Annotated in this window: 9 protein-coding genes; 7 read left to right on the plus strand and 2 right to left on the minus strand. The window is 64.8% G+C overall.

Annotated features, from left to right (window positions below):
* The first annotated feature begins 76 nt into the window (after positions 1–76).
* From ACSFDB_RS08780 to ACSFDB_RS08800, 5 genes are all read left to right on the plus strand, one after another.
* Positions 77–1,252: a Fic family protein gene (locus ACSFDB_RS08780; protein WP_440770620.1), complete on the plus strand. Its 1,176-nt coding sequence runs from the start codon at positions 77–79 to the stop codon at positions 1,250–1,252.
* A gap of 190 nt (positions 1,253–1,442) precedes the next feature.
* Positions 1,443–2,519 carry a Vms1/Ankzf1 family peptidyl-tRNA hydrolase gene (locus ACSFDB_RS08785; protein WP_440770621.1) on the plus strand — a complete coding sequence of 359 codons (1,077 nt, stop codon included), beginning with the start codon at positions 1,443–1,445 and terminating at the stop codon, positions 2,517–2,519.
* A gap of 146 nt (positions 2,520–2,665) precedes the next feature.
* Positions 2,666–3,250, plus strand: coding sequence for a DUF8593 domain-containing protein (locus ACSFDB_RS08790; protein WP_440770622.1), 585 nt, complete (start codon positions 2,666–2,668; stop codon positions 3,248–3,250).
* Positions 3,251–3,363: 113 nt separating this feature from the next.
* Positions 3,364–3,999: a DUF8593 domain-containing protein gene (locus tag ACSFDB_RS08795; RefSeq protein WP_440770623.1), complete on the plus strand. Its 636-nt coding sequence runs from the start codon at positions 3,364–3,366 to the stop codon at positions 3,997–3,999.
* Positions 4,000–4,110: 111 nt separating this feature from the next.
* On the plus strand, positions 4,111–4,908 hold the full coding sequence (locus tag ACSFDB_RS08800; RefSeq protein ID WP_440770624.1) for an alpha/beta fold hydrolase: 798 nt from the start codon (positions 4,111–4,113) through the stop codon (positions 4,906–4,908).
* 91 nt (positions 4,909–4,999) lie between these two features.
* Here ACSFDB_RS08800 and ACSFDB_RS08805 read toward each other — a convergent pair whose 3' ends face one another.
* A complete protein-coding gene (locus ACSFDB_RS08805) occupies positions 5,000–6,316 on the minus strand; it encodes a YihY/virulence factor BrkB family protein (RefSeq protein ID WP_440770625.1) in 1,317 nt (438 codons plus the stop codon).
* A 587-nt stretch (positions 6,317–6,903) separates the two neighbouring features.
* Here ACSFDB_RS08805 and ACSFDB_RS08810 point away from each other — a divergent pair.
* Positions 6,904–11,997, plus strand: coding sequence for a multicopper oxidase domain-containing protein (locus tag ACSFDB_RS08810; protein WP_440770626.1), 5,094 nt, complete (start codon positions 6,904–6,906; stop codon positions 11,995–11,997).
* 224 nt (positions 11,998–12,221) lie between these two features.
* Here the strand turns inward: ACSFDB_RS08810 and ACSFDB_RS08815 are convergent, their stop codons facing one another.
* Positions 12,222–13,343: a tRNA (guanine(26)-N(2))-dimethyltransferase gene (locus ACSFDB_RS08815; protein WP_440770627.1), complete on the minus strand. Its 1,122-nt coding sequence runs from the start codon at positions 13,341–13,343 to the stop codon at positions 12,222–12,224.
* 189 nt (positions 13,344–13,532) lie between these two features.
* Here ACSFDB_RS08815 and ACSFDB_RS08820 point away from each other — a divergent pair, with 189 nt between their 5' ends.
* A complete protein-coding gene (locus ACSFDB_RS08820; protein WP_440770628.1) occupies positions 13,533–13,970 on the plus strand; it encodes an S-layer protein in 438 nt (145 codons plus the stop codon).
* Positions 13,971–13,994: the final 24 nt, after the last annotated feature.

The following is a 13,994-nucleotide window of genomic DNA, read 5'->3' on the forward strand; positions in this document are numbered from 1 at the left end:
CGAATATATGGCCTGTTAGTTATATTTAGTGGAGTGTATTTAATTACTGGTGGCCTGTATGTGTTCGTAGTTACGAATGGTACTGCGAGAGTTAGCTGATGACGCTCCCGGACGACTCGTCCCGGACGGACAGCGGCCGTATTATCGTCCGGATCCGCTCCCCCCAGATACCGAGTTCCAACTCGACGCGGAGTTCTACGAGACGCTCTCGGAGGCGACCTTCTGGCTCGGAAAGCTCAGTGGATTCGGTCTGACGACCGATTTCGCCCCCGTTCTGTACACCTCGTTGCTCCGGAAGGAAGCGATGGAGTCGTCCGAGATAGAGGGCGCTGATATCGACTACAACGCGCTCTACAGTTACGAGACCCGATCGCTCGATGCTGGCGGGTCAGACGGCGAGACGGCTCCGGCGGCGGACGAAACGAAAGACGTGCGGGAAGTTCTCAACTACGAACGGGCTCTCGAGGGCGGGATCGAGGCGCTCGAGCGCGGAGACGGAATCTCGATCGATCTTCTCCACACCCTCCACGAAACGCTCCTCGGCGGCGTTCCGGATGACCGACGGGAGACGGACACCCTCGGCGCGTTCAAGACGGTTCCGAACCACCTAGGCGAGTTCGTTCCACCCGTGCCGAGCGCCGTCGACGGGCCCATGGACGCCCTCCTGACGTACGTTCGGACCGGCGGGAGCTATCACCCGCTCGTCGATATCGCGCTCACCCACTACCAGTTCGAGACGATTCACCCGTACGGAGACGGGAACGGCCGTCTGGGACGACTGCTCGTCACGCTCCAGTTGTACGACGACGGCTACCTCGAGCGGCCGACGCTCTATCTCAGCGAGTACTTCAATCGCCACAAGCAGACGTACGTCGATCGCATGGACGCCGTCCGCAAGTACGGCGAGTGGGAGGCCTGGATCGACTTCTTCGTGACGGGGATCCGCCAACAGGCGGAGGAGACGCTGTTGCGCTCACAGGAGTTACACACCCTGCAACGGGAGTACGAGGCCGAATACGGTGACGACTCCGCCGCGTACGCGCGACTCGCGTGCAAACTCTTCGACCAACCGTATCTCACCGCGGCCGTCGCCGAGGAGTTACTCGACGTCGCCAGTCCGACTGCCTATCGGGCGCTCGACCGACTCGAGGAGGACGGAATCCTCGAGGAGACGACCGGAAAGGAGCGCAACCGGGAGTATCGTTCGCGGGAAATCTTCGAGATTCTCGAGCGACCGCCGCGGACGTACTGATCCTCGCTCAAGCGTCGACGTGATCGCTATCAGCGACGACCACCGCGACTCGAGCCACCCGTTCTGCATGAGTGCGCCGGCCGGTCGCTCAACCGGACACTCCCCGTAGCAGGGATACTTGCGGGCCTCGCGACACGCCGCTTTCGCCGCAGGCCCGGCACTCACTTCCAAATTCACGAACACGATATCCATGTCACTCTCGGACTACGAACTCCACGACCGACTCGATCGACTCTCCTCGGCCTCGGCCGACCGCGACATCCTCGTCACGCTCGCGGTCCCACCCGACGAATCGATCGGCGAGGCTCGCCAGCCCGTCGAGACCGACTACGCGGAGGCGAGCCAACTGGACGAGCAGTCGTTCCCGAAGCCGCTCACCGATGCCTTAGAGAGCGTCCGGAGCCGCCTCAACGAGTACGACGAGGTTCCGGAAAACGGCCTTGCGATCTACGCCGGAGCCGCCGACGGCGACCTGCTCACGTCGGTTTTCGACGACCTCCCCGTCGCCATCGACGACTCGGTCTACCGCCACGCCAACGAGTTCGACCTCGAGCCGCTCGAGGCGATCACCGAACCCGAGTCGACCCACGGCCTGCTGGTGGTCGAACGCGGCGGGGCTGCGTTAGGACTACTCGGCGACGAGGGCGTCGAGCCGATCGACACCTTCGAGAGCGAGGTGCCCGGGAAATCGAGCGCGGGCGGCCAGTCCGCCGAGCGGTTCGAGCGCGACCGTGAACGGCAGAAACGCGAGTTCTTCGACGAGGTCGCCGAGCGCGCCGAGCGGCAGTTCCTCGGCGACGACCCCGTCGACGGCGTCCTGCTGGGCGGCACGACGGGTACCGTCGAGACGTTTCAGGAGGAAGCCGAACTGGACCACCGACTTGAGGATCGCATCGTCGGCGAGTTCGCCGTCGAGTACTCGAGCCAGCAGGGGCTCCACCAGCTCGCGGAGACGGGACAGGAGGCAATCGAGGAACGGGACCGCGAAGCCATCACCGAGACGCTCGACGAGTTCTTCGGGAGGATCGGCGACGACGAACCCGTCGCTTACGGTCACGACGAAGTCGATGACGCACTCGAGTACGACGCCGTCGAGACGCTGTTGCTCTCGACGGCCCTCGAGGGACCCGACCTCCAGGACTTTGGCGACCGAACGGAACAACAGGGCGGCGAAACCGTCGTCGTTCCGGACGACTTCCCCGACGGGAACCGCTTCGTCGAGGCGTTCGACGGGATGGGCGCGCTGTTGCGGTTCCCGATCGAGTGATCGTTCAGCCGTCGGGTCCCGCCTCGGAGTACGGTGATCGCCCCACTCCGAGACCCGTCAGTACGGACGACGTTCACCGGTAACGGCGGGAAGACGGCGGGGACGAATCAGAGCCTTTACGGGCTTTCCCGGCCGTGGAATTACTAATGTGTGCGACTTTCACCGACGATGATGTCGGTAAGCCCGTCGAACGAACCGACGGAAAGGTGATCGGAACGGTCGCCTCGATCGAAACGGAGGGAGCCCACGTCGAACCGGCACCCGACGTCGTCGACCAGATCAAAGCCCGCTTCGACTGGGGCGAGATCGGCGGTCCGTTCATCCTCGATGGGAGCGACGTTCGAGAAATTTCAGACACGCGCGTCCACCTCGCAGACGGGTTCTCGAGGGCCGACTCGGCGACCCCGACGGCGACCGAATCGGCCGACGGATCGGGGGCCGAAGCCGGCGCCGCAAGCGGGTCGGGAGCCGCCGCGACCGAGTCGACCGGCGAGTCGGGCGGCATCGGTCCGTTCAACACCACCTTCCAGATCGGGTGCGCGGTCGTCTCGGGAGTCCTGTTCCTCCTCGCGCTGGCGTTCGGCTGGGCCGGGTACGAAGAGACGAGCCTGCTCGCCGTCGGTCCGGAACTGAATATCATCTCCGGCGCGGCGGGTCTCATGTTGGTCGCGTTCTTCGGGGTCGTCGCGCTCGTCATGGCGGTCTACATGGAACCCGGACTCGATCACTGAACGGCTGGATCGAACGCTGCGTCGACTATCGTTTCGGAGTTGTTTCTCGAGCCTTTGACTCCCTGAGGGCTGCAGGCACTACCGGCTTGTCCCGGCGGGGAGTACGATCGAATATGTGTGCAACGTTTACAGACGACGACGTTAGCAAGCCCGTCGTAAACGACGCCGGCGAGGAGGTCGGCGTCGTCACATCGGTCGAGGGCGATATCGCCCACGTCAGGCCGGAGACGGGCGCCGTCGACTCGATCAAATCCTCGATCGGGTGGGACAGCGTCGCCGAAGACACCCGGCCGCTGAGCAGTGACGCCGTTCGCGAGATCACCGACGACGCGGTCCGGCTCGAGAGCCGCCTGCCGACGGCGCGCGACGAATCCGAAGCTGACGCCGATACCGAATCCGGCGTCGACAGCCACGACGGCGACGGCGGATCGGAACCGGCGACCGACCCCGCAGGGGGGTCCGCGGGTCTCGAGGAGACCGACGTCGCCGAGGGGCTTCGAGACGACTCGGAGTCGGTCGGCAAGCGGGAGATGGATCGCGGGCTCGAGGTCGATCCGACCGAACTGGGCCAGCAGGAGCCGGAAGCGGAGTTCAATCCCGGCGACACCAGTTCCCGAACCGACGCCGCCGTCGAACCCGACGACGACCATCGGTCGACGGACGCCGCCGTGGACCTCGGGAGCGGGAGCGAGAACCGGGGAACCGATCACGACGAGGACTCGGACGGCGACGACCGCGACCGCGAGTGAGAGAGCGGGCAGCGTCGAACGACCACGCTGGAGCCCACGGAGAGACGTGGTGAACCGGGTCGCTGTATGCTCCGGCCGGAGTACTAAGTCCCACCTCGTGATACGACGGCTATGTCCAGACGGAGCAGTGACGACGGGAGTTCGGGAATCGACGTCGCCGGCCCGAACGACGGCCAGGCGATCGTGTTCGTCCACGGCGCGATGTTCACGCGGAAGCTGTGGCTGCCCCAGGTTCGCGGGCTTGCCGACGAGTACCGGGTCGTCGCCCCGGATCTCCCGGGCCACGGCGTTCGCGCGGACGAGACGTTTCGGATGGATCCCGCGATCGACCTCCTCAAGGACGTAATCGAAACGCACACCGACGGGACGGCGGTGCTGGTCGGTCTCTCGCTGGGCGGCTACGTCGCGACGGAGTACGCCTACCGCCGGCCCGGCGACGTCGACGGACTCGTGTTGACGGGAGCCAGTGCGAACCCGGTCGGCGGGATGGAGACCGTCACTCGAGCCGTCGGCGGCGTCTCTCGGCTCGCAACGCGACCCGACGCCGGCAAGCGCATCGTCGAACGACTCGGCGTACGATGGGTGAACGACCGGGACCTCCCCGAGGACGTCAAGCGAGAGATCATCGACGCGGGAATCTACCCGAAGCAGTTCGGCGACGCGGGGCCGGACGTCGCGGGCGTCGACTTCCGCGCGAAACTGTCGACCTATCCCGGCCCGACGCTGATTCTCAACGGCGAACACGACAAGATCATGCGCCGCGGCGAGCGCGACCACGCTGCCGCGGCCACGGACGGACGCATCGAGGTACTCGCGGACGTCGGCCACATCTGCAATCTCCACCGCGCGGAGACCTACACGTCCCGCGTTCGCAACTTCGTCCGACAGCAGGTCGTCCCGGCCCAGTAGGAGACGCTGCTCGAGGGCGCGAATCGCGGCTCGTGATGGGGGCAAACGAGGATGAACGAGGTGGTAAAACTGGGCGTGGGCGCCGGGTGGCTCAGGAGCGTCGGTCGCCGATCGCGTCGCGGATCCGGCCTGGAACTCCGAGCACGGAGATCCCGAAGCCGAACAGCACCATCAGGGCGTAGACGCCCAGCGTCGAGGTCCAGACGACGAACATCGCCAGAACGGCCCAGCCACCCGAGAGGAAGTAAAACGCCGCGATGGACATCGCGGTCCCGTACAAGAGGACGAGATACGGTCCCCAGTCGCGAGCGTGGCCGCGGCGGTACTTGCGGCGGACGTAGCGTTTGAGTTCGCTCTCGAGGGACTCCTTTCTGACGGTCCGGCGTTCGACGCCCTCTTCGAACGTCTCGACCCGATCGCGCAGACGCTCGATCTCCTCGCGAAGCGCTTCGGGGTCGTCGGATCGGTCTCGAGTCCGGGCGCTCCGGCGGGCGCTCGCTCCTGCGTCCGCCGTTTGCGTACCCGTCCCTGCCTGGTCCTCGGTCGCCCCCTCGTCGGCACCCGTGGCGTCGTCGGTCATCGCTTCTGTGGAAAACTGTCGTGCGCCGGGACTTTGTAGCTGCCGATCCACCTCACGGTCGGCGAGGACGGCGTTGACGACGGCGCCGAAGACGAGGATGATCGCGCCGACGTACAGCCAGATGAGCACGAGAAAGACTGCACCGAGCGCACCGTAGAGGGCGTAATCGCCGGCAACGGTGGCGTACAGCCCGAACGTGCGACTCAGGACGAACCAACCGACGGCGGCGAAGATCGTCCCGGGAAGGGCCTCCCGGAGACCGACGTTGGCGTCCGGAAAGACGACGTACAGCGGCAGGAACGTCACCGTCAGACCGAGCATAACGAGGATCGGGCCGACGACGCTCACGCCGAGAAACGGGACGAACCGAACGAGCAACTCGAGTCCCGCGACGAGAGTAAGGCCGAACGAAATGACGAGGAAGACGATCATCGCGTCCCAGAGGGTGTCGACGAACGACTTCGAGGCCGCAGTGCCGTAGATCTGGGAGAACGCGCGGTCGAGTCCGCGAAGAACCCGACTCGAGCCCCACAGCAGCCCCAGCGCACCGAACACGGTAGCTCCCTGCCGCCCCGTATCGTCGAGGACCGTGTCGGAGAGGATCTCCTGTGCCGACGGCGTGAGGACGTCGCTGGCCGCGGACGTCAGCTGGTTCGCGAGCGCTTCCCCCCCGATCGAGGCCGCGATCCCCAGTCCGAGCAACATCAGCGGGACGAGCGAGATGAAGCCGTAGAAGGCGACGCCGGCCGCCAGCAGCGTCAGCTGTTGGGTCCGGGCGAGCTCCGTGGCGGCGGTCGCGAGCTCGAGACCCTGTCTTCGATCGATCACGTCTCGGAACTGTCCGCGGCCAGCACAATATGCGGTCGTGTGGCACAGGCCTGCAGTTCGGTGGTCCCGTGTCGGGAACCCCATCGATCTGGACGCGCATCGCGCGGACGGAGAGTCGACATGCGGCCGTGATGACCGACCACCTCTATCAGTAGTCGATGGGTAACAACGGGGACGAGATCGCGTCATTCGCTGTAGCGTACCGCTTCTTCAGTCGACTGGGACTGTACGATGCCGTTTCTGGGCGTACGACTCGCGTACGTGTTCTATCCCGTGAAACTCACTGAATAGTGTCGGTCGGGAGAGTTCCGTCCCGACGTTCGGTTCGTATTAGTGTGGAGGACTTCTCGCTGTTCGTGAGTATTATCGACGAAATCGACTGCCGTAGCGGAGGTTCTCGCGAATCGAAGCGGGTCCGTTTGCGTCGACCGTTTATCTCGTCCGAGAGTCACTGTAGATAGAACGTTTCTACAATTTTACCATCCGTTGTTCGGGAATGACTTACGAACGTGAGATGGTTCATTACAATAATTGAATATCTGGTTCAGACGACCATATCAGCTGATAGCTGATGACAGGAATTACTAATGTCAGACGAAAATGACTCTCAGCACGATCCTACGGTCGAATCGCGGGCGGGAATCCAACCGCCTTCACGCCGGTCGTTCCTCAAGGGCTCCGCGCTCGCGGGGACGTCCGGATTGATGGCTGCAGCGGGCTGTCTCGGGCAGGATTCTGCGAGCGACGACGACACGGTGGATATCACGGACGGCGAACCCGCACCCGACGGACAGGTCCGACAGTACACCGTCCACGCCATCGAAGCCGACGTCGTCTACAACGCGTTCGGGCTCCACCAGCCCAACGCCGCGATCTACGTTCTCGAGGAGAACCTCGAGGAGGCGCTCGTCGCGTCCGGGGTCACACCCGACGGGGCGTTCGACGACTTGCCGGAACACGCACGCGAGGACATTCCCGCCGACGTACGGAAACGGCTCGACGACGAGCCAAAGCACAAGAAAGACGAGGAGAAAGCGCGGCGGAAACGCGAGGACGCGGAGGCGGAGATTGAAAAGGCCAAAAAGCGGAAGGAAAAGGCGGAAAACCCCAAGGAGCGCAAGAAAGCGCGAAAGAAGCTCCATCGGGCGCGAAAGAAGAAAGCCAGAGCGAAACGAAAGCTGGGCGACGTCGACACGTCGGTCCTGGAACCGCTGACGATTCGCGCGAACGTGGGCGACGTGATCGAGATCGAGTTCGTCAACCATCTCGATCGACACGCGTCGATCCACCAGACGGCGCTCCCCTACCAGGTCACGGACTCCGACGGGATGAGCGTCGGCGTCAACCCCGATACGACCGCGGCACCCGGGGAGACCGCCAACTACGAGTGGTACGCGACCCACGAGGGGACGCACTTCTTCCACGACGGCGCGAATCCGGCATTCGACAGTGCCGACGAGCCGCCCGAGGAAGCGCACCTCATCGCGCGCGGCCTGTTCGGCTCGATGGTCGTCGAGCCGCCGGGGGCGACGTGGACGCATCCCGAAACCGGCGAGGAACTTCGCAGCGGCGTCAAGGCCGACATTCACAATCCGGAGGGCGTGAGCCACCGCGAGTTCATCATCCACTACCACACGCCGGAGGGGGTCTACACCGCCGACGGCGACGAACTAACCTGGCCCGGTCACGACGAGCCACAGACCGTCCACGCGGTCAACTACCGGGCCGATCCCACCGGCAGTCGGTTGGGTGAAGAGGCGCTCGCATTGCTACAGGAGGGCCTCGAACTCGAGGACGTCGCGGAGTTCTTCTACAACTCCTGGCTGTTCGGCGACCCCGGCGGCGGCGACAACGTCTACCGGACGTACCTCGGCGACCCGGTGAAGATGGTCGCCGTCGGCGCGTCTCACGAGGAGCGCCACTCACACCACCTCCACGGCCACCGCTGGAAGGAGGTTCAGGAGCGGGAGGACGTCGACACTATCGACGCGATCAACGTCGGAATGGGAGCGACCCACGAGACGCGGCTGGTCACGGCCCACGGCGGCGTCGGCTTCTTCGACGTGCGTCCGCTCGGGTTCGGCCCCGGCGAGGTTCCGGACCGACTCGAGGGCGGCCTCGACCTCGTCGAAGACGAACTCCAGCTCGGGGAGAGTCTTCCGGACGACGTAGACGACGGGATCGCGGATCCGCTCACGACCACCCGCCCGCAGATGAGTTGGGAGGAAGCGTTCGAGGTCGGGGCCGGCGGCGCCCATCACAGCACCGGTGATTACCTGTTCCACTGTCACCTGTTTCCCCACTACGCCGAAGGGATGTGGGCGAGCATGCGCGTCTACGACAAGGAGCAGGAAGATCTCCAACTGCTCGACGACAACGCACCCCCGCTGGACATCGACGACGAGACGCCGGGCTTCCCTGACTTCGTTCCCGGTGAACAGGGCCAGATTCCGCCGAAGCCGCCCTACGACTTCGTCCGCGATCCGACGCCGGAAGAGGCCGCGGCGCTGGGCGATATCGTTCCCGGCGCGCCGTACACCGATCCGTGCGACCCGGACGTCTCACCGGAGGAGTTCGGCGGTCCCGCAGCGGGGGCGGACGCCCCGACTCGAGACTACCACATCTACGCGGTGCCAGCCGAACTCGTCTACAACGACGCCGGCGACTACGACCCCGAAGGGCAGGTGTTCGTCTTAGAGGAGGACCTGGCGGACGTGCTGACGGGGAAGATGAACCCCGAGCCGCTGGTGATCCGCGCCAACGTCGGCGACTGCGTCGACATCAAACTGACCAACCTGATGCCGGAGGGCCGATCGAACCACATCCACTTCGTCTCCTACGACATCCTGGGATCGGACGCGCTGCACAACGGGTACAACTACGATCAGACGGCCGACCCCGGCGGCTTCATGAACTATCGGTGGTACGCCGACGAGGAGGGGACGATCTTCTTCCACGACCACATCAACGGGATCGACCAGATCATGCACGGCCACTTCGCCATGTTGATCGTCGAACCCGAGGATTCGGAGTGGTACGATCCACACACCGGCGAGCCGATCGACGCCGGCACGCAGGCGATCGTCTCCCAGCCCGACGGCGAGGACTTCCGCGAGTTCGCGCTGCTCTACCACGACTTCGCGCCGCTGCGCGAGCGGGACGGCGAGTTCGTCAATCCGCAGGAAGAGCACAACCAGAACGCCGGCGTGATGGCGATGAACTACCGGAACGCGCCGTACTACCGTCGCGGACCCGATCCGGACCCGGCGTACGTCCACAGCTCGTACGTCCACGGCGACCCGCCGACGCCGACGTTCGAGGCCTACCACGGCGATCCCATCCGCATCCACCACCTGATGGGGCCCTACGAGGAGGGCCACAACCTCCAGATCAACGGCGTTCGCGCGACGCCCGCCGGCGCGGATCCGGAGGACACCGTCGCCCAGTCGATCCACGTCTCCGAGGCGTTCACGTACTTCCTCGAGGCGGACGCCGACGACCTCCCGAACCCGGACGGGCTGCCGGTGTACGACCACCTCTACAGTTCGGGCATCGTCGACGACCTCTGGGACGGCATGTGGGGCATCAACCGCGTCTTCGACGCGGAGGTCGACCACCTGCAGCCGCTGCCGGACCGCGGCGCGCCCGACGGCGAGATCACCGAAGCGCAACTGGCGGAGATGGGTCACCCGGCTCCGTTCCTCGACTGGGAAGAACTCGGTCGGAGAGCGTGGCTCACCTACCCCGACGAGGTACAGCGGGAGTACGGTCTCGGGAAAGACAGATTCGAGGACTGGCAGCGAAAGCTGATCGAGGCCCTCGAGAGGCGACAAAAGAAGGACGACAGCCTCCGAGCGAAGTTCTGGAGCGGCGAACTCACGCTCGAGGACATCCTCGAAAAGCTCGGACTCAGTCGCAAAGAAGCCAAAGAGGAGCTCGGAATCGATCCGAACGAGTTGCAGCGGCGTCTCGAGCAGTTCGACGGACTCGGTCGCGTCCGGAAACCGCCGTTCCCGCCAGATCAGCCCGCCCGGCAAAACCCGAACGTCGGCGAGATTCCGCCGCAGGCGCCGGACCCGGGCGATCCGTGTCCGGACGACACCGTGGTTCGGGAGTACAACGTGACGGTCTTCCAGACGGAGATCGAGTTCAACGAGTACACTGACCACGATCCCCACGGGATCGTCTTCGCCCTCGACGAACACGTCGAGGAGATCCGGGCCGGCGAGCGGCCACCCGAGACGCTCGTCCTGCGGGCGAATGAGGGCGATTGCATCGAGATCAACCTCACAAACGAACTCCCCGCGGATTTCGCTCCGGACCACGCCCACCCGGAGATGCGAACCCGCGAGGAGGACCTGGGCATCGAGTGGGAGGAGTCGAACCGCTCCTCGCTGCACCCGCAGCGACTCGAGTACGACGTACAAGGCTCCGACGGTGCGACCGTCGGGTTCAACTTCGACCAGACGATCGCGCCGGGCGAGACGACGACCTACCGCTGGTTCGCCGACGAACAGCTCGACACGGCCGTGCTGTGGGACTTCGCCGACATCCGCGGCCACCGACACCACGGCGCGTTCGGTCGGCTCATCATCGAGGCGGAAGGGGCAACGTGGCTGGATCCGTGGACCGCCGAACCGCTGGCCGACCACGGCGACCGGTTCGCGCCGGCGACGACGACTCAGAGTATCATCGTTCCGCCGGAGAGGCCGGCGTTCCGCGAGTTCCCGCTGTCGTTCAGCGACGGCCGGTACATCATCAACCGCGAGAACCCGCAGGACTGCGTGGTTCCGCCGGGAGAGGACGACGATCCGAACGCCCCGTGTAACCAGGTCCCCGACGATCCCGAGGATCAGGGCTACATGGCGATCAACAACCGCGCGGAGCCGTTCATCAGGCGGTTCCAGACCGGCTCCGACGAGCAACACCTCGTCTTCAGCTCCGAGGAACACGGCGATCCGGCCACGCCCGTATTGAACGCGTTCCTCGACGATCCGGTCAGGTTCCGCGTCCACCAGGTCGCGGACAAGGCCCGCGGACTCGACTTCCACCTCGCCAGTCACCAGTGGCTGCGAAACCGCAACGACCCCGAGTCCGAGATTATCGGCGTCGAGGACCGGTTCAACACCGGGAAGGCCTACCGCTACGACGTGCTCGGCGGTGCCGGCGGTCTCGTCGACAGCGTCGGTGATCATCTCTACAACGAGACGAAGACGCCGCGGCGCCTCGAGTCGGGCGCCTGGGGTATCTTCCGCGTCGGCGAGGACGAAGACGACTTCGCGGAACCCGTCCAACCGCTTCCGGACCGGGTGAAGCAGAAGAAACTGAAGCCGGCAGACCGGCAGGGCTGGGTCGTCGACTACGGCGACTGTAATGGGAACGGAACGCAGGATCTGCTGATCGGGGTTCCGGACAGCCGCATCGCCGGCGCCGACGCCGGTGCCGCGTACCTGTTCTACGGACCGGTCGACGAGACGGAGATCACGGACCTCTCCGACGCGGACGTCCAGTTCCTGGGCGAACCCGGCCGTCGCGTCGGCTACGACGTCCATATCAAGGACGGCGAAGTCCATCTCGACGACCAGGGCTACACGGTGCGGTACATCTACGACGCGACGAAGTCGCTGCTGAACTCGCTCGGCCTCGACGACGCCGACGAGATCATCGATCGAACGGACTGACGTCGTCGAGACGTTCCGAGAACCGCCATCATTTTTGCGGTCACGTCGACCAGGTCAGCTGGGACAACAACGCTGTCTAGAGCGTCGGCGACTAAAGCCTCGAAAGACGCGGAACGCTTTGGCCGTCTTGACTGCGGCGCGACGATGGAAACCGTGTCCGTGCGCCTCGAGACATCCGCCGTCCCGAGTGTGGACGCGTTAGCCGTACGCCGACCTCGAGTGAGCTACTCGAGGTTGGCTTCGGTCGCCTCGAAGATCTCGGCGACGCTCGCGTTCGACTTGAACGTCGTGCCGCCGTAGTGGGTGAACGAGGCCTCGTATCCCGCGTCCCGGAGATCGGCCAGAAACTCGTCCATCGCGTTGGCCGGCAGCCCCCAGCTCTTACACAGCTTGTGCTGGTCGTAGTAGGTCGGCGCGTCGAGTTCCGCCTCGAGCGTCTCGCAGAGTTCGCGGGCCGTTTCGGCGGTCCCGAACGCGTCGGGAATCTGTTCGCGGATTTCGGCGGTAAACTCGCGGTCGCGGTACGGGCCGAGCCAGATCGGGCCGGCGACGAGGATGCGCTCGCTCCCGCAGTTGGGACAGGACTCGAGGGGGTTCGCGGTCATGCCGTACTCGGCCTCGCGGTGGAGACAGTCCTCGCAGTGCGAGAGGTGGCCGAGTTCTTCGAGGGCGGCGTCGGCCGCCGTCGCCTTGCGATCGAGTTCGAGGTAGGTACGGACGTAGTGGCTCGTCGCGTGGGTGAAGATCGGTTCGACGCCGACGTCGAAGCGGGCGGCGCTGCGGGCGAGCGCGGAGAGGAGGATCCGCACGCCCATCTCGGTGTGGTAGTCGGTGTTTCTGGGAACGGCGGAGTAAGAGCGGACGCCGCTGTTGAAGTGTGCGCCACACAGCGGCGCGGTGTCGGTCGCCGTCACGCAAACCAGATCGCGACAGCGCGCGAATGCCGCGTCGGCGAAGGGCATCGGCGTCCCGTAGGGGTCGAGATCGATCACATCGAACTTCGCTTCGTGCATGAGGGCGTTGACGTTGCGATGTTCGACCCGCGATCCGTTTTCGAGCCCGTTTCGCTCGAGGTTCGCTTGCGCGAGGTCGACGGCGTCTTCCTCGATATCACAGCAGGTGACTCGCCAGCCGTCGTCGGCCGCTCGAACGCCGCGGATGCCGCTCGCGGTCATCGCGTCGAGATACGACTCGGCGCGGTTCTCGCGCTCGCGGAAGGCCCGCAGCGTCGCGATCGTCAGATCCCGGTTCAACTCCTGTCGCGGGTTGTAGAACACCGACTCCTCGACGCCTGCCGTCTGCTCGCCGGGGACCTCGAGTTCGACCCCGCCCTCGGTGACGCGCATACCGGCTGTCGGCGGCCGACTGCGAAAAACGGTGTGGTCTCCGCGCGACCGTGGACCGAAACCGATCGCTCGAGCGAGTGGCCTGCGGACCTCCTTCCGTATGGTAACTCCTCGCCCGATTCGTGATACCAATACCCGATAGTTCAGGATATCTGAACATTTATCAGTGCCTGATGGCTCGGAGGTGATATGGTCCGACAATCGCTTAGCCGCCGTCGATTTGGTGTCGCTCTCACAGGTGCAGTGACGATCGGTCTTGCAGGTTGTTCCGACGACGATTCAGCGGACGACGATTCGGAACTGTTCGAACCGGAAGATCCCGGTGCTCTCACGCTCGAGTTGGAAAACGAGGACGGCGATCCCGTCTCCTCCGGCGTCGAGGTAACGATGGAAAGCGAGGAGGAAGATTACACCTCGAACTACCGCGACGACATTCAGGACGGTCAGCTCATGGCAACCCTCATGTACGAAGGCGAGTACACGATTTCCTTCGAGAGCATCGACGACGAGTTCGAAACCGTCGAAGAGACGGTCACGCTGGACGAGGACGACGAGACGGTCACGGTCGTTCTCGACGGTGCGACGCCCGATACGGCGGACGACGACGAAGACAGCGAAGACGATTGACATCCTCCCCGCGCTGAAGCGCGA

It is taken from the genome of Natronorubrum amylolyticum (genome assembly GCF_052040145.1).
In the GTDB taxonomy this organism is placed as follows: domain Archaea; phylum Halobacteriota; class Halobacteria; order Halobacteriales; family Natrialbaceae; genus Natronorubrum.

Coding starts and splice junctions, on each gene's coding strand:
- ACSFDB_RS08785 (WP_440770621.1), top strand. CDS start 1,443: ATGTCACTCTCGGACTACGAACTCCACGACCGACTCGATCGACTCTCC.
- ACSFDB_RS08795 (WP_440770623.1), top strand. CDS start 3,364: ATGTGTGCAACGTTTACAGACGACGACGTTAGCAAGCCCGTCGTAAAC.
- ACSFDB_RS08820 (WP_440770628.1), top strand. CDS start 13,533: ATGGTCCGACAATCGCTTAGCCGCCGTCGATTTGGTGTCGCTCTCACA.
- ACSFDB_RS08810 (WP_440770626.1), top strand. CDS start 6,904: ATGTCAGACGAAAATGACTCTCAGCACGATCCTACGGTCGAATCGCGG.
- ACSFDB_RS08800 (WP_440770624.1), top strand. CDS start 4,111: ATGTCCAGACGGAGCAGTGACGACGGGAGTTCGGGAATCGACGTCGCC.
- ACSFDB_RS08790 (WP_440770622.1), top strand. CDS start 2,666: ATGTGTGCGACTTTCACCGACGATGATGTCGGTAAGCCCGTCGAACGA.
- ACSFDB_RS08780 (WP_440770620.1), top strand. CDS start 77: ATGGTACTGCGAGAGTTAGCTGATGACGCTCCCGGACGACTCGTCCCG.
- ACSFDB_RS08815 (WP_440770627.1), bottom strand. CDS start 13,343: ATGCGCGTCACCGAGGGCGGGGTCGAACTCGAGGTCCCCGGCGAGCAG.